Here is a 21,309-nt window from a genome sequence, read left to right as displayed (position 1 = left end):
GCCTCAGCCCATGTGCAGGCCGCCGTTGACGGAGAAGTCCGCGCCGGTCGCGTAGCCACCTTCTTCGGATGCCAGCCAGGCAATGATGGAGGCGATTTCGCTCGGCTTGCCCAGGCGCTTCACCGGCACGGTGGCGACGATCTTGGCCAGCACGTCTTCGCGGATCGCGTTGACCATGTCGGTACCGATGTAGCCCGGGCTCACGGTGTTGACCGTCACGCCCTTGGTGGCCAGTTCCTGCGCCAGGGCCATCGAGAAACCGTGCATGCCGGCCTTGGCGGCTGAGTAGTTGGTCTGGCCAGCCTGGCCTTTTTCGCCGTTCACCGACGAGATGTTGATGATGCGGCCCCAGCCTTTTTCCACCATGTCGGCCACCACCTGCTTGGTGACGTTGAACATGCTGTTGAGGTTGGTCTCGATCACCGAATCCCAGTCTTCGCGGCTCATCTTCAGGAACATGCGATCCTTGGTGATGCCGGCGTTGTTGACCAGCACGTCGATCGTGCCATGTTCGGCCTTGGTCTTGGTGAAGGCTTCGACGGTGGAATCCCAAGAACCCACGTTGCCGACCGACGCGTAGAAAGTGAAGCCCTGCGCAGCCTGCTCGGCGAGCCACTTGGCGTGGTCGCGGGTCGGGCCACAGCCGGCGATGACTTTGAAGCCTTCCTGGTGCAGACGCTGGCAGATGGCGGTCCCGATCCCACCCATCCCTCCGGTGACGTACGCTACTTTTTGGCTCATGATTTTTTCCTCTTGCTCTTTCGAATGATCAATAAACGCGTGGCGAGCGACCACAAGGGGTCGGCACGCATCCGGCAGCGGCCGCGCTTCCTCCCTGCGGCCCCTGTCGGATGATTGTGTTCGCTAAATCAGCGTTCGATAGTTAGGGCAACTCCCATGCCGCCACCGATGCACAGGGAGGCGATGCCCTTCTTCGCGTCGCGCCGACCCATTTCGTGCAGCAGCGTGACCAGAATGCGGCAACCGGATGCACCAATCGGGTGACCAATCGCGATCGCGCCGCCATTGACGTTGACCTTGCTCGTGTCCCAGCCCATCTCGTTGTTCACGGCACAGGCCTGTGCGGCGAAGGCTTCGTTGATTTCCAGCAGGTCCAGGTCCTGGGGCTTCCAGCCAGCGCGCTCCAGCGCCTTCTTGGCGGCCGGCACCGGGCCCATGCCCATGATGGCCGGGTCGAGCCCGACGGTGGCGAAGCTCGCGATACGGCCGAGCGGCTTCAGGCCGAGCGCGGCGGCCTTCTTGGCCGTCATCACCATCACGGCGGCGGCGCCGTCGTTGATGCCCGATGCATTCCCCGCGGTCACGCCGCCAGCCTTGTCGAAGGCGGGACGCAGGCCGGCCAGGGCTTCGGCCGTGGTCTTCTTGTTGATGAACTCGTCGTTGGCGAAGACCACCGGGTCACCCTTCTTCTGCGGAATGGTGATCGGCACGATCTCGTCCTTGAACTTGCCAGCTTCCTGCGCGGCGGCCGCCTTCTGCTGGCTGGCCAGGGCCAGCGCGTCCTGCATCTCGCGCGTGATGCCGTATTTCTTGGCGACGTTCTCGGCGGTGATGCCCATGTGGTACTGGTTGTACACGTCCCACAGGCCGTCGGTGATCATGGTGTCGGTGAGTTTCCAGTCGCCCATGCGTTGGCCGTCGCGCGAACCCAGCAGCACGTGCGGCGCGGCGCTCATGTTCTCCTGGCCGCCGGCGATCACGATCTCGCTGTCGCCGTAGGCCACGGCCTGCGCGGCCAGCATCACGGACTTCAGGCCCGAGCCGCAGACGGCGTTGATGGTGAGGCCCGGCGTGCCCTGGCTCAGGCCGCTCTTGATGACGGCCTGGCGTGCCGGGTTCTGGCCCGCGCCCGCGGCCAGCACCTGGCCCATGATGACTTCATTGATCTGCTCGGCCGCCAGGCCGCTGCGCGCGAGCACTTCCTTGATGACGGCGGCGCCGAGTTCGGTGGCCGCAATCTTGGCCAGGCTTCCGCCGAATTTGCCCACGGCGGTGCGGGCTGCTGAAACGATGACGATGTCTTCCATGGTTTGCTCCTGTTTGTTGATGGTGTTGGACCGCGCAACCTCGTGATCGGAAGTGGCGATGCCGTTGGTTGTTGGCATGGAGGCCCGCTTGTGGCGGCGCTCCAGATTCACTGCATTCTTTGGCTGTTTCTGTTGGACGTGGTTGACGCAGGTCAGATGCCGGTCCACGGGCCGAAGTTCAAGCCCGTGCCTTGACGTAGCGGCCTGGTGCGGCCTCGATCGCCTTGTACTTGCCCTTGCCATAATTGGCGGGCGCAGCAATTTGCTTGCCAGCGTGGCCCTTGAGCCAGGCCGCCCAGTCGGTCCACCAGCTGCCGGGATGCTCGGTGGCACCGGCGAGCCAGTCCTGCAGGTCGGCCGGGAACTTGGCCGAGGCATTGGTCCAGTGGCTGCGCTTCTTCTTGGCCGGCGGATTGATCACCCCGGCGATGTGGCCGGAGGCGCCCATCACGAAACGCTTCTTGCCTGGCAGGTGCTGGGTGGACGCATAGGCCGAGTTGATCGGCACGATGTGGTCTTCGCGCGAACCGTAGATGTAGGCCGGCATGTCGACCTTGCCCAGGTCGATCTTCTCGCCGCACACCGTGGTATGGCCGGCTTCGATGAGGCGGTTTTCCAGGTAGGTGTTGCGCAGGTACCAGGCGTAGAACGGCCCGGGCAGGTTGGTGGCGTCGCTGTTCCAGTACAGCAGGTCGAACGGCGGCGGCGTTTCACCCTTGAGGTAGTTGCCCACCACGTAGTTCCACACCAGGTCGTTCGGCCGCAGGAAGCTGAAGGTCGAGGCCAGTTCGCCGCCGGGCAGCAGGCCGCCCTTGCCCATCTGCATCTCGCGGTAGGCCACCATGCCCTCGTCGATGAACAGGTCCAGGATGCCGGTGTCGCTGAAGTCCAGCAGCGTGGTCAGCAGCGTCACGCTTTCGGCTGGCTTTTCGCCGCGCGCGGCCAGCACCGCCAGCGCGGTGGTGAGGATGGTGCCACCGACACAGAAGCCGAGGGTGTTGATGGTGTCGGTGCCGGCGATCTCCTGCGTCACGTGGATGGCCTTGATCGCGGCTTCCTCGATGTAGTCGTCCCAGGTCTTGTGGCCCAGCGTCTTGTCGGGGTTGCGCCAGCTCACCACGAAGGTGCGATGCCCTTGCGCCACGGCGTAGCGGATCAGCGAATTTTCGGGCTGCAGGTCGAGGATGTAGTACTTGTTGATGCACGGCGGCACCAGCAGCAGCGGGCGTTCGTAGACCTTGGTCGCGGATTTCGCCGTTGCACCCTCGGCCGGGATCGGCTTGTACTCGATGAGCTGGAAAAGTTCGTTCTCGAACACCACCGCGCCCTCGGTGGTGGCGACGTTGCGCCCGACCTCGAACAGGCTCTCGTCGGTCATCGACACATGGCCCTGCTGGATGTCGTGCATCAGGTTCTTCAGGCCCTTGGCAATGCTCTCGCCCTGGGTCTCGAGCGCCACCTTCTGCGCATGCGCATTGAAGGCGAGGAAGTTGCTCGGCGCCGAGGCCGCCGTGGTCTGCTCGATGGCGAAGCGGATGCGCGCCTTGGTTTTGTCGTCGGCCTCGACGGCCTCCGCCAGGCCCATCAGCGTGCGTGTGTTTAGCAGATAAGCCGCGGCCGAGAAGGCGGCGAACGGGTTACTGCCCCAGGCCTGGTCGGCGAAGCGGCGGTCCTTGACGATCGAATCGGCGTCCATGCCGATGTTCCACAGCTTGGCTGATTCCTCGAGGTATTGCTGCTGCAGGGCCTGCAGCTTGACCGGCGAGAATGCGATCTTGGGAAGACTCGCGAGCGTGCCGTTTTCGGCGACGGCCGCCGTGCCGGCGGACTGGAATGCCTGGGTGGCCTGGGCCAGTGATTTGCTCCAGCCATCGGTCAACGATGTGTTCATCGTCTGCTGGAATTGACGGGCCGCGGCGGCCCAGTCTGGCTCAGAATGCATGTGGTCTCCTCACGCAAATGGTCTAGTTATTAGGGTTAACCCGAGATTTTCACAGAGTCATCACCGAGAGGCAAGCGCCATACATGTACCTAGTTGTAATCGCGTGGATCTACGTCGCCCTGATGATGTCGGTGGCAGAAGCCACCAACACCACCGGCACCGTGCTGGGCGGCGTGATCACCTTTGTACTCTATGGAGCGGCACCTGTGGCACTGGTGGTTTACCTGATGGGGAGCCCGGGCCGGCGCCGCCGGGCCAAGGCGCGGGAGGCCGCCGAACGTGCAAGGGCAATCGCCGAGCACGCCGAGCACGCCGCGCTGGCCCGGGCTTCAGGCGAGCCAGACGCAGGCGGCCATGCGGCCGGTGAGACCTTCGCGCCGGTACGAAAAGAACCTTGACGGGTTGTGCACGGTGCACCACGCCGGGCTGCCGTCATTTCCGTGAATCTGCACATTCGCGAAGCCGAGCGCCCGTAGCCTCAGCCGCGCCAAGCCGGGCAGATCGGCGAACCACTTGCCGGGCCGGCCCGCACGGAACAGGGCCGCGGCATCGGCCTGCCACGCCACGAAGGCCGCCCTCACCTCGTCACCGACTTCGAAGGCCTCGGGCCCGATGCACGGCCCGAGCCAGGCAATCATGTCGGACACGCAGGCGCCCGGCCCCGCGGCTTGGAGGAGAGCGTTGACGGTCGACTCCAGCACGCCCAGCCCCTGCTCGCCGGCCAGGCCGCGCCAACCCGCATGTGCCGCCGCCACGGCCGAACCCTGGCGGTTGCTGAACAGCACCGGCAGGCAGTCGGCGACCATGATGGTGCAGGCCAGGCCGGGCTGCGTGGCAAGACAGGCATCGGAAACGATGGGCCCGCCGCGTGGCGCCGTGTCGAGTGCGGCGACCCGGGTGCCATGCACCTGCTGCAGGAACACCGGCTCGGCGGTGATCGCCGCTTTCAGCACGGCCCGGTTGGCCAGCACGGCCTCGGGCGCATCGTTCACGTGGTCGCCGAGGTTCAAGCGATCGAAGGGGGCGGCGGACACACCGCCGGCGCGGGTGGTGAAGATGGCCTGCACGTTGGCGGGCGCGGGCCAGGCGGGCCGCAGCCAATCCGGATGCGGGTTGCTCATGGCGCGGGGCCGGCGGCATCCGGCGCATCGGGACACTGCGAAGGGTGGGCCTTCTGGAATGCGGGCAAGGCCTCGCAAGCCTGCACCGCGGCCATGGCGCGCGGCAAACCGTCGAGCGGCACTTCGAAGCGCCGCGCGTTGTAGATCTGCGGCACGAGGCAGCAGTCGGCCAGCGTCGGGGCATCGCCGAAGCAATGACGCGATGCCGCCAGGCCGTCGCGCTCCCGTTGACGCGCCAGCAACTCGAGTTGACGCTCGAAGGCTTCAAGGCCCTGCCGGCACCAATGGTGGTACCAGGCGTTCTTTTCGGCCTCGTCGTGCCGCAACTCGGTCGTGAGGTATTTCAGGACGCGAAGGTTGGTGACGGGGTGCACCTCGCAGGCGATCAGTTGCGCCAGCGCGCGCACCTGGGCCCGGGCCATGGCGTCGGTGGGCAGCAGCGCCGGCGCTGGATGGCGCTCGTCGAGGTATTCGATGATGGCCATCGACTGTGGCAGGAAATGCCCGTCCACCTCGAGCACCGGCACCAGGCGATCGGGCGAGATCGCCGCATGCGCGGGGGCGCGCTGCTCACCCTTGACCAGATGCACCGCGATGTACTCGTAGGGCAGTTCCTTGAGCGCGAGCGCGATGCGCACACGGTACGAGGCGGAAGAACGGAAGTAGTTGTGCAGTTTCATGGTTCGATGGCGATTCTCCGCGCTTTGTCCGGGTGATGCGATGCGTACGCTCAGGCCCGCAGCCTACAGCGGTCGTCAGCGCGCGCCGACTGCACGCCGGACCCGACCGGTTAAGGTGACGATGCGTTCTTGTGTCCGCCCTTTGCTTTCCTTCTGATTCGGAGTTCCGTCCATGTCCAGCCCCGGCGTTCCCGCCCTTGCCTCCGAGCTCCCGCCTGATCCCCTCCCAGGCACCGCCGAGGTGATTGCCAAGGCCGAGCTGCCCGTGCGAACCGGCGAGGAAGCCACCACCACGTTCCCGGTGGCGCACCTGCCGGTGGACATCCGCAGTTTCGCGCTGATGTTCATCGCGATGGTCGCGGGCGTCTATCTGCTGCACTGGGCCAGCGCGGTCTTCATCCCGCTGCTGCTCGGCTTGCTCATGAGTTACGCGCTGTCGCCGGTGGTGGACTTCCTGCAGCGCTGGCATGTGCCGCGCGTGCTCGGCGCGGCAGCGCTGCTGCTCGGCATCGTCTTCGGCTTGGGCGCCACGGCCTATTCGCTCAGCGGCGACACCAGCCGCCTGATCGAAGCCCTGCCACTGGCGGTCCAGAAAATGAAGGAAGTGGCCGAGACGCGCACCGGCGACAAGAAGAGCGCGCTGCAGACCGTGCAGAAGGCTGCCGACCAGCTGGAACAAGTGGCCAACGGCGGCCGCGCCGATGGCAGCCGCAACGTGTCGCGCGTGCGCATCGAGGGTTCACGCTTCAGCTTCAAGGACTACCTGTGGACCGGCACCGTCGGCCTCGCCAGCCTGCTGGGCCAGGGTCTGCTGGTGCTGTTCATGACGTTTTTCCTGCTCGTGGCCGGCGACACCTTCCGGCGCAAGCTGGTGCGCGTGGCCGGGCCGACCCTGGCCAAGCGCAAGGTCACGGTGCAGGCGCTCAATGAGATCACGCAGCAGATCCAGCGGTTCCTGCTGATGCACGTCTTCATCAGCGCGCTGGCCGGCGTGGCCACCGGCCTGGCGTTCTGGGCCATGGGCCTGGAGAACGCGGCCGTGTGGGGCATCATCGGCGCGGTGTTCCGGCTCGTGCCCTACGTGGGTTCTGCCGCCGCGGCGGCGGGAGCATCGCTGGTGGCGTTCCTGCAATTCGGCACGGCCGACATGGCGCTGCTGGTCGCGGGCACCTCGCTGCTGATCCACAGCATCGCCGGCACCCTGGTCACGCCCTGGCTCACCAGCCGCGCGAGTTCGCTCAACCCGGTGGCGATCTTCGTCGGCGTGATCGCCTTCGGCTGGCTCTGGGGCGTGTGGGGCCTGCTGCTGGGCGTGCCGCTGCTGATGGTGGTCAAGGCGGTGTGCGACCGCGTGGACGACCTCAAACCGATCGGTGAATTCCTGGGCGCCTGAACTCAGTCGGGCAGACCGGCCGCCAATTCGCGCGTGATCTCGGCCGCCGAAACCTCGCGGCAGGCGCTGGCGTTCTGCCCTGACCACAGCGGCGAGAAATCGCCGCTGCCCTGCTTTTCGAAATGGGCACGCAGCGGCGCGATGCGGGCCGTGGCCAACGGAAACGCCGGAGCCGCCTCGCTCATCGGACCGATTTCCCGCATCAGCCGGTTGACGATGCCGCGGGCCGGCGCACCGGTGAACAGCCTGGTGAGCGCGGTGTGGCGCGCAGCCGGGCTTTGCAGAATCCTGCGGTGCAGCGCGCTGGTGGTCGCCTCGGTACAGCACAGGTAAGCCGTGCCGACCTGCACGCCGGCAGCGCCCAGCGCCATGGCCGCCGCCACGCCCGAGGCATCGACGATGCCGCCGGCGGCGATCACGGGCACCTTCACCGCGCGCACGAGCTGCGGCAGCAAGGCGAAAGTGCCGACCTGGGTGGTGAGATCGCGGGTCAGGAACATGCCGCGGTGGCCACCCGCCTCCAGCCCCTGGGCAATCACTGCATCCACCCCCTTGGCCTCGAGCCACAGGGCTTCGTCCACCGTCGTCGCCGACGCAATGATCCTGCTGCCCCAGCCGCGCACACGGGCCAGCAGATCGTCCGCGGGCAACCCGAAATGGAAGCTCACGACCGCGGGCCTGAACGCCTCCAGCACGTCCGCCGCCTCGGCGCTGAACGGTGCGCGGCCGGCGCCCGGCGGCACTTCGGCGGACAACCCGGCCTCGTCGTAATACGGCTGCAGCGCCACGCGCCAGGCCTCGTCGCGCGCCGCATCGGGCGTGGGCGGCGTGTGGCAGAAGAAGTTGACGTTGTACGGCGCATCCGTACCGGCTTGGATGCGCGCGAGTTCCTCGCGCAGCACGTCCAGGCTCAGCATGGCCGCGGGCAACGCACCGAGCCCGCCGGCTTGGCCAACGGCGATGGCCAGGGCACTGCCCTGCACGCCGGCCATCGGCGCCTGGAGAATGGGCAGGCGGGTGCCGAAAAGCCCGAAGGTCGAGTTCATAGCGTCTCCTGAAGTATCCGGTTGCGATTTTGGACAGACACGCCATCAAAATGCCATGCCAGGGGCACACAATTTGCAAGGCCACCTGACAGCGGCTCCGCCGGCTTTTGCTCCGCGGTTTGGCAACCGCGCACAATCCTTCATTTTCAAACAACGGACTTACAGATGGCAAACATCCACTTCATCGGCGGCGAAAAGGGCGGCGTCGGTAAATCTCTGACCTCGCGCGTGTTGGCGCAATACATGATCGACCGTGAGATCCCGTTCCTCGGCTTCGACACCGACCGATCGCACCCGGCGCTGATGCGTTTCTACGCCGGTTATGCCTCGCCGGTGGTGATGGAAGGCCAGGAAGCGCTCGACGTGGTGGTCGAGGCCGCGGCCGAAGTGCCCGACCGCCGCATCCTCGTCGACCTGGCGGCGCAGACCCATGCGCCGCTGGTGCAATGGATGGACGACGCCGGTGTGGTCGAGATGGCCGGCGAACTCGGCCTGCGCATCTTCTACTGGCACGTGATGGATTCAGGCCGCGACTCCGTCGACCTGCTCGAGAAACTGCTCGACCGCTTCGGCCCGAACGTGCAGTACGTGCTGGTGCGCAACCAGGTGCGCGGCAACGACTTCTCGGCCCTCGAAGCCTCGGGCCAGCAGGCGCGGGCGCAGGAGATGGGCGCCAAGATCGTTTCGCTGAAGAAGCTCAACGAAGGCGTGATCAACAAGATCGACGCCGGCAGCAGCAGCTTCTGGAAGGCCAAGACGGCCCAGGATAGCGGCGGCCTCGGCCTGATGGACCGCCAGCGCGTGAAGATGTGGCTGAAGGACGTGTACGGCGAGCTCGACAGCGTCGGGGTCTGAAGCCGGCACGCAGCCCTGCGCGATGAGGGTACGGCAGGGGCGCCTGACAACCACTCCCCTCAATCGATGAGCGCGCCCTCCTCGTGAAACGGATAGGCCGGCCCGTAGTCGCCGCTGGCCACCGTGTGGCTCACCAGCCGGCCACCGGCTTCCAGCGCATGGACCACAAAGCCGGGCGGCTCCAGCGTCCAGGCCGAAGCGGCGTCGGGTGCCAGGTCCAGCTGCACCTGGTGCGCCGGCGATGGCGCGGTAGCGGCGATGCTGCCGCCGAAACGCACCTGGATGCTGCGGTGCAGATGGCCGCAGATGATGCGCTCCACATTCGGATGCCGCGCCACCAGCGCCTCCAGCGCCTGTGCGCCGTGCAGCAGGCCAATCTCGTCCATGTGGCCGATCAGCGTGCGAAACGGCGGGTGGTGCATGGCGATGACCACGGGGCGGTCGCGGTGCGCATCGAGTTGCGTCGCGAGCCAGTCCAACCGCTCTTCGCACAAGCCGCCTTCGCTCGCACCGGGCACCACGGTGTCCAGCGCGAGCAATTGCAGGCCGCCGATGGCCACGCTGTATTGCACGAAACCCTCGGTGCCGAGGTAGGTGTGGTCGGCGAATCCGGCGCGCAGCCGGGCACGGTCGTCGTGGTTGCCCGGCATCAGATAGACCGGCATCGCCAGCGGCGCGAGCAAGGCCTGCAGGTGCGCGTATTCGGCGTCGCGGCCGAAGTCGGTGAGATCGCCGGTGACCACCACCGCATCCGGCTGCTGCGGCAGGCGGCGGATGCGGGCGACCGCCTGGGCGAGGAAAGGAGCCGTGTCGATGCGGCCATAAGCCAGCCGACCCGGTTCACGGATGTGCAGGTCGCTGAGTTGAAGAAGAAAAGTGGGCATGTCGTCGCTCCGGTTCAGGCCTCTTCGGTACACGGAATCAGGCGCTCGGGCCGGATGCGGATGCCCACCACGTCGCCCTGGCGCGCTGGATGGTCGCGGTCAGCGTCGGCGGTCAGCGCCGCCCGGCCCTCGACCCCCAGGCTCAGTCGGACGCGCTCGCCGAGAAAGCTGCGGCGCAGCACCTGCGCCCAGCCCCAGCCGGGCGCGAGCGGGCCAACTTCCACATCCTCGGGCCGCGCCAACACTGTGGATTTTGCGCCCCAGTCCGCACGGCAAGCGAAATCGGCGCCACCCAGCGTGACCACATGGCGGGCGCATTCCTCGGGGCTGCGCGACAGCCGGTTCACGCTGCCCAGGAAGCTGGCGACGAAGGCATGCCGCGGATGGCGGTACAGCGTTTCGCCGTCGCCCGTCTCGACGATGCGTCCGGCCTGCATCACCGCCAGCCGGTCGGCGATGGCCATGGCCTCGTGCTGGTCGTGCGTCACATGCACGGTGGTGATGTGCAGCCGGCGCAGCAGTTCGGCGAGTTCGTCGCGCAGCGAAGCCTTGAGCTTGGCGTCGAGCGCGGTCAGCGGCTCGTCCAGCAGCAGCACGCGCGGACGCACGGCGATGGCCCGAGCCAGGGCCACCCGCTGGCGCTGGCCGCCGGAGAGTTCGGCCGGCCGCCTTTGTTCGAGCCCCTGCAGGCGCACGAGTTCGATGAGTTCGCCCACGGCACGCCGGCACTCGGCCTCGGCCGTGCCGCGGATGCGCAGGCCATAGGCGATGTTGGCGGCCACCGTCATCTGGGGAAACAAGGCGTAGTGCTGGAACACCATGCCGACGCCGCGCCGCTCGATCGGCGTGGCCGTCACGTCCGTGCCGCCGAACAGGAGCCGGCTGCCGACGTCGGCCGTCTCCAGCCCCGCGATGAGGCGCAGCAGCGTGGTCTTGCCGCAGCCCGAAGGCCCGAGCAGCGCCAGGATCTCTCCGGGCTCGACCACCAGCGAGGTCGGGTGCAGGCCGCGCGTGCCGTCGGCATAAGTCTTGGCGCAGTCGACGACGTCGACGCGGGTACGTTCAAATTCCATGTTTTCTTTCGATGAAGTTGCCCACGGCCTGCAGCAGCCAGAGCACGGGCAGGATGACGAGCAGGAAGACCAGGGTGTAGGCCGAGCCGATCTCGATGCGCGCCGAGGCATAGCTGTCGGCCAGCCCCACCGGCAGCGTCCGCGTGAGCGGCGTATGCAGCATCCAGGTGAGGTTGAACTCGCCGACCGACAGCGTGAACACCATGAGGCTGCCGGCGACGATGGCCGGCAGCACCGCCGGCACCAGCACGCCGAGGAAACGCTGGCCGAAGCTCGCACCCAATGAACGCGCGGCCTCCTCCAGCGCGAGCAGCTCGTGCCGCTGGAAGGCCGAGCCCACGGTGCGCACCATGAAGGGCAAGGTGAACACCATGTGGCCCACCAGGATGAAGCCGAAGCTTTGCCGGAAGCCCTGCAGCGTGCCGTAGGTCAGGATCAGCGCCAGCGCCGTGGCCAGGCCGGGCACGGCCACCGGCAACGTGAGCAGTTCCTCGAAGAGGCGGGCCGCCCGCGACCGGCTGCGCGCCAGCGCATAGGCACACGGCACGCCGATCACGAGGTTGCCGGCCACCGACATCGCGGCCAGCGCCAGCGACCAGCCGACGGTGCCGCCGTATTGCTCCCACACCTCGCCGAGCCAGCGCAGCGTGAGCCCGCTCTTGAGGCCCGCGCTGTAGTTGTTGACGAGGCCGGCCAGCACCGACAGCCCGATGGGCACCAGCATGAACGCGACGACCAGCGCCGTCAGCGCCAGCAAGGGCAAGGGCAAGGGAAACCTGGGGTTCGATCGCATCGCTTCAGGCCCCCACCGCGACGGCGCCGGGGAGGCGGCGCGCCACGAACAGCACCAGCCAGGTGATCAGCCCCAGCGTGATCGACAGGCTGGCCGCCAGCGCGAAGTTGGCATAGTTGGTGAACTCGTTGTAGATGGTGATGGGCAGCACTTCGAACTTGCTCGCCAGCGTGAACGCGGTGCCGAAGGCGCCCATGGCGGTGGCGAACACGATGGCGCCGCAGGCCAGCGTGGTCGGGCCGAGTTCGGGCAGCCACACGTCGCGCGCCACCCGCCACCGCGAGGCGCCGAGCGACCGCGCGGCTTCCTCCAGCTGCGCGTCCATCGCACCGGCCGCGGCGGTGTAGGTCGCGATGGCGCGCGGCAGCGAAAAATACAGGTAGGCCAGGAACAGGCCGGTGAGCCCATACGCGAAGGTGGTACGGCCCCAGCCCATGGCCTCGCTCAGATCGGCCACCAGCCCCTGGCGGCCGCCGAGCAGGATCATGAAGAAGCCGACGATCACGCCGGGAAAGGACAGCGGCAGCGTCAGCAACGACAGCAGCAGTTGCCGCCCGCGGAACCGGTACCGTGCCAGTGTGATGCCGACCGCGGCGCCGAGCAGCAGCGTGGCCAGGGTGACCACGATCGACAGGCCGACGGTCTGCAGCAGGCTTTGCAGGTAGCGCGGGTTGCCGAGCACGGCGAAATAGGTGCTGGCGCCGGTGCGCGACGGCAGCACGATCAGTTGCACCACTGGCAACAGCCAGAACGCGGTGAAGAAGGCCGCCGCCGGCGCGGCGCAGGCCAGCAGCAGGCGGTTCGGTGAAGAGAAATAAGGCAGAAGGCGCATGGCGATAGGGAAGCGCGAAGCGCCGTCCGGTTCGATCGTTGGGAATCCGTTCTGGCTGCGCTGGTCGAAGCTCTGGGCTTGTGCGACGGCACTTCGACAGGCTCGGTGCGAACGGGGTTGAAGGTTTGGCTGGACAGCGCTGACGCCATCCAGACGCTTACTGCGCTTCCTTGAGGTAGCGGTCGGAGAAGGCCTTCTGCGCCGCGGCCATGCGGCCGTAGTCCACCGGCTTGGCGCGGGCGTAGTCGCTGGCCGGCAGGAAACGCGATTGCGCCTCGCGCGAGATGGCGCTGGCGCGCACCGGGCGCAGGTAGGCGTTGGCCCAGAGGGCCTGGCCCTCGTCGGACAGCACGAAGTCGAGCACCTTGCGGGCGTTGTCGGCGTGCGGTGCGTTGGCCACCAGGCTCATGACGTAGGGCACGACCACCGTGCCTTCGGCCGGGATCACGAACTGCACGTTGGCCTTGTCCTTGTATTTGGCGCGGTAGGCGTTGAAGTCGTAGTCCAGCAGGATGGCGATCTCGCCGGACAGCATGCGCGCGTACGAGGTCTGCTTGGGCACGATGGGCTCGTTCTTCTGCAGCGCCTTGAAGTAGTCGATGGCGGGCGTGAAGTTGTCCATGCTGCCGCCGCGTGCCTGGTTCACCGCGACCGCGCCCACGTAGCCGACGAAGGCGGAAGCCGGATCGAGGTAACCGATCAGGCCCTTGTAGTCGGGCTTGAGCAGGTCGGCCCAGGACTGCGGCACCGGCTTGCCCTTGAGCGCATCCACGTTGACCATGAAGCCCAGGGTGCCCGAATGGATCGTGAACCAGTGGCCCTGGGGGTCCTTCAGGCCATCGGGGATGTCGTTCCAGTGGGCGGGCTTGTAGGCGGCGACGAGGCCGTCTTTCTGCGCCTGGATCGCGAAGGTCACGCCGACGTAGGTCACGTCGGCCACGGGGCTGGCCTTCTCGGCCGTCATCTGCGCCAGCGACTGGCCCGAGTTCTTGTTGTCCGGCGGCACGGTGACGCCGGTCTTTTCCTTGATGGCGCGCAGCTGCGTGCCCCAATCGGCCCATTCGGGCGGGCAGTTGTAGCAGATGGCGGTCTGGGCCATGGCCGCGGTACCGGCCAGCAGGCCAAGCGCCAGGACGGCCTGGCGGCCGAATTGTTTGAGTTGGACTCGCATGTTGAAACTCCTTGGTGGATGGTTGGATGGATGATGGGAAATGCGTGGCGCCTCAAGCGGGCGCGAAAGATTCGCCGGCCCGAAAGCCGTGCGCCAGCGTGAGGCTGGATGCGGGTGTGAGCGGCAGGCCATCGGCCATCGCCTGCAGCAGCAGCGCGACGCCGCACCGGCCGATCTCGGTATTGGGCTGCGTGATGCTGCTGAGCACGGGCGTGAGGTCTTCCCCGAGCGCGATGCCGTCGAAGCCGATCACGCTCAGGTCCCGCGGCACGGCCAGGCCGGCCAGATGCGCGGCGCGCAGGCTGCGGATGGCCAGCAGATCGTTGGAGCAGACCAGTGCGCTGGGCCGGGGCACGGCCGTGTCCTGCAACAGGGCACGGATCTGCTCGATGGCGGTCTGCACGAACGGCACTTCGAGAATGCGCGAGGCATCGAGCCCGGCCTGCCGCATCGCCAGCCGAAAGCCGCGGCAACGCTGTTGTGCGCGGTCCGACGCCGCGAGCTGGCCGGTCACGAGCGCGATGCGCCGGTGGCCCACGGCGGCAAGGCGCTCCACCAGCGCGGCCACCGCAGCCTCGCCGTCGACCGACACGCAGGGATGGGCCTCGTGGCGGTTGTACGCCAGCACGTAGGGCGTGCCTGCGGCGACCACCCGCCTCAACGCGGCCGATGTGCCGGGATTGGACGCCACCATCACCATGCCGTCCACGCCATGGGCGATCAGCGTGCCCACGGCGTGGTTCTCGCGCTCGATGCTGTATTCGGTGGTCAGCGGCTGGATCGAATATCCCGCTTCCGTGGCGGCGCTGGCGATGCCCTCCAGGCATTCGGCGAACACCGGGTTGAGCAGCGTGGGCAGCACCACTCCCAGCGCGCGGCTGCGGTGGGTGCGCAACGTGCGCGCGCTGGCGTTTGGCGCATAACCCAGGGCCAGGGCGACGCGCTCCACGTGTTCGCGCGTTTCGCTGGCGACACGGCCTGGCAGGTTGAAGACGCGCGATACGGTGGCGATCGACACGCCTGCTTCTCGGGCAACGGTCTGGATACTCATCGGGTTCGGTCTGCGCACATGGGCAAGGTCATGAAAGTCAGGAAGAAGATCTGGAAAACGTTTTCCATTGGAACGTGCCGATGTGACGCGTTCATGACATCCCGCTCTTCAAGGGCGCACGGCAAACCGAAAGGCGTGCGTCACAGCCTTGCAGCACAGGCGTGGTGTAGTGGCGCACCATGTACCACGGAGAACGCTTCAACAGCTACAGCCATCTGCTCGGCCTGGCCGCGGTGCTGGCTGCGGCCGCGGCCTTGTTCGATCACGTATGGCGCACCGGCACGGCCACCGAGATGGCGGGGGTGGGGGCTTTCGCGGCGTCGAGTGCGGCGCTGTATGTGGCCTCGTTGCTGTTCCACAGCAGCCGTGGGGCCCGCAAGCAATGGTGGCAGCGCGCCGACCATGCAGCCATCTTCATGCTGATCGCCGGCAGCTACACCGCATTTGCGCTGCCGGTGCGCCAAGGCGCCACGGAAGGCTTCTTCCTGTGTGTCGTGTGGCTGTGCGCCACCATCGGCGCCGCACGGGAAATGGCCGGTTCACGCCGCCCGACGCTCTGGCTGTACGTGGGCCTGGGCTGGTTGTGCGTGTTTGGCGCCCTGTCTTTCGCCTCGCGGCTGGGCAACGCCGGCACCGCGTGGCTGCTGGCGGGCGCGGCCTTCTACAGCGCGGGCACCTACTTCTACCGCAACCGCGCCGGCTGGGCGCATGCACACGGCATGTGGCACCTGTTCGTGGTAGCCGGCACCATCAGCCATTACGTTGCCCTGGCCTTCACGCTGAAACTGTGGCGCGCATGAAGCGGCCACCCCGCCATCTTCAGGGCAGAACCTCGAACACCAGGATCTGATTGCGGTCCGTCGTCGAATCGGCGGTCGGGAAATTGTCGTCCGCCACCACCACCAGCGAGTCGTGGCCGTTCGCCAGTCTCGGGCCGAACGTGAGGCCTTCCAGGTTGGCAATGCCGCCCAGTTGTGCCTTCAGCGTCTCGAAGTTCAACACGAGCCGCTTGCTCAACGGCTTGTAGCTTGCCCCCGCCAGTGCCGGCACACCAAGGACATCGCTGGCGCCCGCAAGGTCGATCTCGTACAGGCGGATCTGGTTACCCTCCACGCCGACCGAGAAGCTGCGCTCCAGCACGAGGAATTTTGAATTGGTGATCGCCAGGACCTCGGTGGGGCCATTGACCGAGAACGCCGTGGCCGGCACCGGCGTGGCCTGGATCCTGTCGATCGGATAGGCGTATTGGGCTACCGCGTTGCCGGTGCCACGGTCAAACACCGTGAAGCGCGAAACCGACCCGGCGTCCACCGTCGGCGTGGCGCCATCGGCAAAGAGCGCACCTTCCGTGGCCACCAGCAATTGCTTCTTGTCGGGCGTGAAGGCCAGGCCCTCGAACACCAGGTTGCCACGCGGCCCGGTGTCGGCCGCGGACATGCGGAACATGCCGGGAACGCTGTAGTCGCGCACATAACTGCCGTCGGGCTTCATCTCGCGCACGAAGGGATCGATGATGCGCGTCGGCACGCTGGTCAGCGTCCGGTCACCCTCGCTCGCCCAGACCAGATTGGCGTTCACCGGATCGACGCGGATGCTTTCCGGATCGGCGACACGCGCATCCGGCACCTTGGGAAACACCGTGCCGCCCGGCTGCTTCATGGTCGTCGTCGACAGGAACTGCACGGCGCTGAAGGTGTTCAGGTCGAAGCTCAGCGAGGCGGTGTAGAAACGCGGCGCGGAAGCCGAATCGGTCGTCGTGCGGTCGTCGGAGATCAGCACGTAACGGCCGTTCGCGGCGTCGTAGTCGATACCCGAAAGTCCGCCGATCACCGTGCCCTGGAACTCGGTGCGTCGCGGCAGGACCTGTTGGCCGATCAGTCGCAGCGAGGTGACTGAGCGTTCGGCTTCATCCGAACCGCCGCAGGCGGTGAGCACCACCGAAGCGAATGCGATGGCGAGGACGGGGAACCTGATCTGGGTGAGGGCTGGTGTTTTGGTCATCAGGCCAGTGTTCACCTCGCCCGTGAAACCAGTGTGTCAGTGTGCGTGCCTGCAACGGGTCAGGCCGCGATCAGCATGGCCCGGCTGGTTCCCTGTGTAGCACCGCGGGCTCACCCGGCAATTCCGACCGCCCGATCTGCCCATTGAGATCGCTGGCCTGGCTGCGCAGGCTCTGCGCTGCGGCGGCGGACTGCTCGACCAGCGCGGCATTTCGTGCGTGACGTTTTCGAGACCGGACACGGCGGTGCTGATCAGGCCGATGCCGCGGGTCGTTCCTGCGTGACGGCGGTCACCGCACCGATGGACTGGAAGCGGTAGGCATCTGCGAGAAGGCGGCGGCCCAGGCCACTGGACGCGCCGCGTTGGATAGCTGTCGTCAAGGAAGCACCTGCTTGAGCGCCGGTTTCGAAGGATCCACCCGGCACGAGCCGTACAAGGCGCAGACCATCGCATGCCTTCCTGAAAGCGGGATGACAACCCGCCTTGGATTCATGCCCCGTGGACCAGCAGACCCGCGCCCGCGCGTTTGGCGTCGTGCTTGGCCAGCGCGGCCAGCGTGGCCACCTCTTCCGCGTTCGCGCACTGGCCTCTGCGGATGCGCACCGCACCGATGGACAGCGTGGAGCAGGGAAAGAACCGCATGACGCCATCGCGGTCCTCGGCCTCGATGCCGCCGAGCTGCCTGGCCGCATCGTCGAACAGCGACAGGGCCAGCAGCTTGAATTCGTCCACGATGCGCTCGCAGCGCGGCTGCCAGTCGCTGCTCTGGAACAGGATCACGAAATCGTCGCCGCCCACGTGGCCGACGAAGTCGCGCTGCGCATCGCAGTGGGCCACGACGACCTTGGCCACCAGCCGGATCATCTCGTCGCCGCGCCAGTAGCCGTAGTGGTCGTTGAACGGCTTGAAGCTGTTGAGGTCGGCGTAGCAGGCCACGAATTCGGCGCCGCCCTGCAGCAGCCGGTCGATGTGTTCGCTGATCGGGATGTTGCCCGGCAGGAAGGTGAGCGGGTTCGCGTGGCGCGCCGCCTCCAGCCGCACCTCCGTCACCGAGCGCACCAGTTGCTCGCCGGTGCCGAGGCCCACGTAGCGGCCATTGTTGGTCACGATGAAGCCATCCACCAGGTAGCGCTGGTCCTGCGAGGTCAGGATGCCGACCAGGTCGTCCACGTCGTGCTCGCTCTCGATCAGGCGCGGCGCGGGATTGGCATGCACCAGGCAGGGCTTGCGACCGAAAATCTCCTTGAAGAACTGCTGGGCGTAATGCTGCATGAAGGATTGGCGGTTCACGATCGCCACCGGCCGGCCGTCGTCCACCACCGCCACCGCGTGCAGGCCCGGGTCGGCGTTGAAGATGGCTTCCACTTCGTTGTTGACCGTGTCCGGTGCGACGGTGGGCGCATGGATGATCGATAGTTTGGACAGCCGCCCGGCATGCGACGCGCGCTTGAGCTCCGGCAGCACGGTGACGCGCTGGTCGTTCAGGGCGCCGAGCGCGGCCTCGAGGATCTGCGCGCGTGGAAACGCCTCGGGCCGGCCCAGGAAGTAGCCCTGCCCGTGCCCGATGGCCAGATCGCGCAACACACGCAGATCGTCCTCGGTCTCGATGCCTTCGGCCACCAGCACCGTGCCGAAGACCACGGCGATCTGCTTGAGCGCACGCAGGGTCTGCAGCTTGTCCGCATGCAGGCTGATGTCCTTGCTAAAGTATTTGTCGATCTTGACGTAATCGGGCCGCAGTTCGGACCACAGGCGCAGGCTCGAGCGGCCATCGCCGAAATCGTCCAGCGCCAGCGACGCCCCCGCGAAGCGCACTTCCTCGCCGACACGCAACAGCGCGCCCAGGTCGGAAACCCGCTCATGCTCGGTGAGCTCGAACACCAGCATGCGCGGCGAGATGCCGAAGCCACGCAGGTAATCCGTCAGCCAGTTGCGCCCGCGCCGGTGGACCACGTGGACCAGGGCGTCCGCACTGATGTTGACGAACAGCCGGCCCGGCTGGTTCAGCCGGCTCCAGGTGGCCAGCGTCAACTCGACGCAGTGCAACTCGAATTCGGTCACCACGTCCTGCTCGCGCGCCAGCCGGAACAGCGCGTCCGGGGCATGGAGCAAGCTGCCGACCGGGCCGCGGATCAAGGCCTCGTGCGCATAGATCGCGCCGTTCTCGACCTGCGCGATCGGCTGAAACACGGGTGCCAGCGCATTTGCCTGGAGCAGCCTGCCGAGTTCGCCGGTGCGCAGCCGCAGCCTGGCGCCGATGCTGGCCAGCGCCGGCGTGTCGGTGGCTGTGCGGGCCTGGGACGGGCCGTCCACCGATGGATCGGCGCGCATCAGGCCTTCGCGCCCGTGGGCGAGGCGCTCGCGCGGCCGCAGGCAGGCTCACGCAGGTGGGCTTCGCGCCTCGAGATCAACCTCAACCGCATCTCTGTGTGGGGCATGGCATCCGCCGGTAATGGGAGGTCCATTGGACGTCAGCCACGTGACAGTGGCGTGACCGTCACGGCCACTGTCACATACAGCGACGCAGCCGCAGGGCGTCGGAGGCCGCCGCGCCGGATGCGGTGTTGTCGAAGATGCACCAGCGCTCGGCCGACGCCGGCCAGCGTTGCAGCTGCTCCGCCTGCGCCCGCAGCCACGCATCGCCGTAGGCCGAGTAATAGATGCGGGGCGACCCGTGCCAGCGGTGGTAGAGCACGGCACCGGCGCCGTCACCGGCCGGCCCCAGCCAGCCGCCGGGGACTGCGGCCGCCGGACAGCGCGCGGGATCGGCGGCGACACGGCCCACCCGCAGCTTCACCAGCATTCGGTCCGCAGCCGGTTCGAACCAGCTGAGGTGACGCGGTTCGCAAACGACCGACGTCTCGAACAGGCCGGCAAGCAGGTCAAAGAAGGTACGAACCGGCCTGGCCTCGTAGGCCAGCGAAGGCGGCAATTGAACCAGCAGCACGCCCAGCCGGTCCCCCAGCCCGGTCACTTCCGCCTTGAAGCGCTCCAGCGGGGCGCGCGCGCCCCGCAGACGTTGGTCGTGCGTGACGGCGCGCGGCAGCTTGACGGCGAATCGGAAACCGGGTGGTGTCTGCGCGGCCCAACGGGCATACACCTCGGGCCGGTGGCTGCGGTAGAAGGAGGTATTGATCTCGGCGCAGTCCAGCACGCGGGCATAACGCGCCAGATGGCTGCCGTCGCCGGGAAAATCTTCGGCGAGCGCCCGCGGAACGCTCCAGCCCGCCGTGCCCGCAACCACCCCGGCCGCCGTCCTGGCGGAGGCCCCTTCGGGGCGATCCCGGGTTACTTGACCAGGCGCTGCCACATGCGCTGGATGAAGCCCGCGCGCTCCACGTCCGCCTGCGCGATGAGCGGCGTTTCGCCAATCGGCTTGCCGTTCGATTCTGCGATCACCTTGCCGATCACGGCACCCTTGGCCACCGGCGCCTCCAGGTCTGGCTTGACCTGCACCGAGGTCTGCAATTTCTGGCCGCGCGGCACGGTCAACGTCCATGGAGCCCCGAGGCCCGCGGCGACGGTGTCGGCCTTGCCAAAGCTGACCTTGGCATTCGTGACCACGGCGTTCGGCTGAATCGGGGTGGCCTTCTCGAACTGGCTGAATCCCCAACCCAGCAGCTTGCGGGACTCGTCGGCTCGCGCCTTGGCGCTGTTGGTGTTGAGGATGACCGTGATGAGGCGCATGTCGTTGCGCTTGGACGAAGTCACCAGGCAGTAGCCCGCTTCCTCGGTGTGCCCCGTCTTCAGGCCATCCACCGTGGGGTCCGTGTAGAGCAAGGCATTGCGGTTGCCTTGCTTGATGCCGTTGTACTTGAACTCGCGTTCGGCATAGAGCGGGTAGTAGTCGGCACTGTCGCGAATGATCGCCCGCGCGAGGATGGCGAGATCGCGGGCAGACGACTTGTGCGCCGGGTCGGGCAGGCCTGTGGCGTTCACGAAATTCGTGTGCGTCATCCCGAGGCGCTTGGCTTCGGCGTTCATCAGTTTGGCGAAGCCCTCTTCGGAGCCAGCCATGTGCTCGGCAATCGCCTTGGAGGCGTCGTTGCCCGACTGGATGACGATGCCGCGCAGGATGTCGATCACCGTGGCCTGGCTGTTCAGCGGCAGGTACATGCAGGACTCGGTGCTCGAACCGCGGCACCAGGCATTCTCGCTGACCGAAACCAGATCCTCCTTTTTGAGCTTGCCCGAGCGAAGGGCCTGCTCAACCAGGAAGCTGGTCATCATCTTGGTCAGTGACGCGGGCGGCAACGGTTCATCGGGGTTGGCCGAGGCCAGCACCTCGCCGGAGTCGAAGTCCATCAACAGCCAGGCCTTGGCCGGGATGGCCGGCGCGCCGGTGGCAACGGCAGATTGCCCGGCCAATGGCTCAGGTGCTGGCGCCGTGGATACGGACTTTTTGTGCGCGGCAGGCTT

Annotated in this window: 21 protein-coding genes; 4 read left to right on the top strand and 17 right to left on the bottom strand. The window is 67.1% G+C overall.

What is annotated here, in order from left to right:
- Positions 1–3: 3 nt before the first annotated feature.
- The 3 genes from phbB to phaC form a co-directional block, all read right to left on the bottom strand.
- On the bottom strand, positions 4–741 hold the full coding sequence (gene phbB, locus RD110_RS06380; protein WP_076197754.1) for an acetoacetyl-CoA reductase: 738 nt from the start codon (positions 739–741) through the stop codon (positions 4–6).
- A 128-nt stretch (positions 742–869) separates the two neighbouring features.
- The gene (locus RD110_RS06375) at positions 870–2,048 is read right to left on the bottom strand and encodes an acetyl-CoA C-acetyltransferase (protein WP_076204489.1); all 1,179 of its coding nucleotides are present in this window, start codon (positions 2,046–2,048) and stop codon (positions 870–872) included.
- A 178-nt stretch (positions 2,049–2,226) separates the two neighbouring features.
- On the bottom strand, positions 2,227–3,990 hold the full coding sequence (gene phaC, locus RD110_RS06370; protein WP_076197752.1) for a class I poly(R)-hydroxyalkanoic acid synthase: 1,764 nt from the start codon (positions 3,988–3,990) through the stop codon (positions 2,227–2,229).
- 83 nt (positions 3,991–4,073) lie between these two features.
- On the opposite strand from phaC, the gene RD110_RS06365 reads away from it, so the two are divergent.
- Entirely contained in the window at positions 4,074–4,388 is a 315-nt protein-coding gene (locus RD110_RS06365; protein ID WP_076197750.1) for a hypothetical protein, read from the top strand.
- On the opposite strand, the gene pgeF is transcribed toward RD110_RS06365, so the two are convergent.
- Positions 4,320–5,111 carry a peptidoglycan editing factor PgeF gene (gene pgeF / locus RD110_RS06360; RefSeq protein ID WP_076197748.1) on the bottom strand — a complete coding sequence of 264 codons (792 nt, stop codon included), beginning with the start codon at positions 5,109–5,111 and terminating at the stop codon, positions 4,320–4,322. The two genes, RD110_RS06365 and pgeF, sit on opposite strands and share 69 nt — an antisense overlap.
- Entirely contained in the window at positions 5,108–5,791 is a 684-nt protein-coding gene (maiA, locus tag RD110_RS06355) for a maleylacetoacetate isomerase (RefSeq protein ID WP_076197746.1), read from the bottom strand. The genes pgeF and maiA overlap by 4 nt, the downstream gene beginning before the upstream one ends.
- Before the next feature lie 172 nt (positions 5,792–5,963).
- On the opposite strand from maiA, the gene RD110_RS06350 reads away from it, so the two are divergent.
- Positions 5,964–7,184, top strand: coding sequence for an AI-2E family transporter (locus RD110_RS06350; RefSeq protein WP_083686123.1), 1,221 nt, complete (start codon positions 5,964–5,966; stop codon positions 7,182–7,184).
- 2 nt (positions 7,185–7,186) lie between these two features.
- Here the strand turns inward: RD110_RS06350 and RD110_RS06345 are convergent, their stop codons facing one another.
- The gene (locus tag RD110_RS06345; RefSeq protein WP_076197744.1) at positions 7,187–8,230 is read right to left on the bottom strand and encodes an NAD(P)H-dependent flavin oxidoreductase; all 1,044 of its coding nucleotides are present in this window, start codon (positions 8,228–8,230) and stop codon (positions 7,187–7,189) included.
- A gap of 165 nt (positions 8,231–8,395) precedes the next feature.
- Here RD110_RS06345 and RD110_RS06340 point away from each other — a divergent pair, with 165 nt between their 5' ends.
- Positions 8,396–9,085, top strand: a complete 690-nt coding sequence (locus tag RD110_RS06340; RefSeq protein ID WP_076197742.1) for a P-loop NTPase family protein — start codon at positions 8,396–8,398, stop codon at positions 9,083–9,085.
- A 59-nt stretch (positions 9,086–9,144) separates the two neighbouring features.
- Here the strand turns inward: RD110_RS06340 and RD110_RS06335 are convergent, their stop codons facing one another.
- The 6 genes from RD110_RS06335 to RD110_RS06310 form a co-directional block, all read right to left on the bottom strand.
- Positions 9,145–9,969: a phosphodiesterase gene (locus tag RD110_RS06335; RefSeq protein ID WP_076197740.1), complete on the bottom strand. Its 825-nt coding sequence runs from the start codon at positions 9,967–9,969 to the stop codon at positions 9,145–9,147.
- Between the two features lie 14 nt (positions 9,970–9,983).
- Positions 9,984–11,042, bottom strand: coding sequence for an ABC transporter ATP-binding protein (locus RD110_RS06330; protein ID WP_076197738.1), 1,059 nt, complete (start codon positions 11,040–11,042; stop codon positions 9,984–9,986).
- A complete protein-coding gene (locus tag RD110_RS06325; protein WP_076197736.1) occupies positions 11,032–11,835 on the bottom strand; it encodes an ABC transporter permease in 804 nt (267 codons plus the stop codon). Before RD110_RS06325 ends, RD110_RS06330 begins: the two co-directional genes overlap by 11 nt.
- A 4-nt stretch (positions 11,836–11,839) precedes the next feature.
- Positions 11,840–12,667, bottom strand: coding sequence for an ABC transporter permease (locus RD110_RS06320; RefSeq protein ID WP_076197734.1), 828 nt, complete (start codon positions 12,665–12,667; stop codon positions 11,840–11,842).
- A 157-nt stretch (positions 12,668–12,824) separates the two neighbouring features.
- The gene (locus RD110_RS06315; protein WP_076197732.1) at positions 12,825–13,838 is read right to left on the bottom strand and encodes an ABC transporter substrate-binding protein; all 1,014 of its coding nucleotides are present in this window, start codon (positions 13,836–13,838) and stop codon (positions 12,825–12,827) included.
- A gap of 52 nt (positions 13,839–13,890) precedes the next feature.
- Complete coding sequence (locus RD110_RS06310) at positions 13,891–14,889, bottom strand: LacI family DNA-binding transcriptional regulator (RefSeq protein ID WP_076197730.1); 999 nt, start codon at positions 14,887–14,889, stop codon at positions 13,891–13,893.
- Between the two features lie 179 nt (positions 14,890–15,068).
- On the opposite strand from RD110_RS06310, the gene trhA reads away from it, so the two are divergent.
- Complete coding sequence (gene trhA / locus RD110_RS06305) at positions 15,069–15,689, top strand: PAQR family membrane homeostasis protein TrhA (protein ID WP_076197728.1); 621 nt, start codon at positions 15,069–15,071, stop codon at positions 15,687–15,689.
- Positions 15,690–15,708: 19 nt separating this feature from the next.
- On the opposite strand, the gene RD110_RS06300 is transcribed toward trhA, so the two are convergent.
- The 5 genes from RD110_RS06300 to RD110_RS06285 form a co-directional block, all read right to left on the bottom strand.
- Positions 15,709–16,890, bottom strand: a complete 1,182-nt coding sequence (locus RD110_RS06300) for an esterase-like activity of phytase family protein (protein WP_076197727.1) — start codon at positions 16,888–16,890, stop codon at positions 15,709–15,711.
- A 251-nt stretch (positions 16,891–17,141) separates the two neighbouring features.
- Positions 17,142–17,270 (bottom strand): hypothetical protein, encoded by a 129-nt coding sequence (locus RD110_RS28805; RefSeq protein WP_275425863.1) that lies wholly within the window; start codon positions 17,268–17,270, stop codon positions 17,142–17,144.
- Positions 17,271–17,379: 109 nt separating this feature from the next.
- Positions 17,380–19,221, bottom strand: coding sequence for an EAL domain-containing protein (locus tag RD110_RS06295; protein ID WP_083686122.1), 1,842 nt, complete (start codon positions 19,219–19,221; stop codon positions 17,380–17,382).
- 178 nt (positions 19,222–19,399) lie between these two features.
- Positions 19,400–20,134, bottom strand: coding sequence for a DUF72 domain-containing protein (locus tag RD110_RS06290; protein WP_076197725.1), 735 nt, complete (start codon positions 20,132–20,134; stop codon positions 19,400–19,402).
- Between the two features lie 44 nt (positions 20,135–20,178).
- Positions 20,179–21,258: a D-alanyl-D-alanine carboxypeptidase family protein gene (locus RD110_RS06285; protein WP_076197723.1), complete on the bottom strand. Its 1,080-nt coding sequence runs from the start codon at positions 21,256–21,258 to the stop codon at positions 20,179–20,181.
- Positions 21,259–21,309 lie beyond the last annotated feature (51 nt).

Source organism: Rhodoferax koreense (assembly GCF_001955695.1).
GTDB lineage: Bacteria > Pseudomonadota > Gammaproteobacteria > Burkholderiales > Burkholderiaceae_C > Rhodoferax_B > Rhodoferax_B koreensis.
Note: the sequence above shows the minus strand (reverse complement) of the source record. Positions and strands in the feature narration are given on the sequence as shown.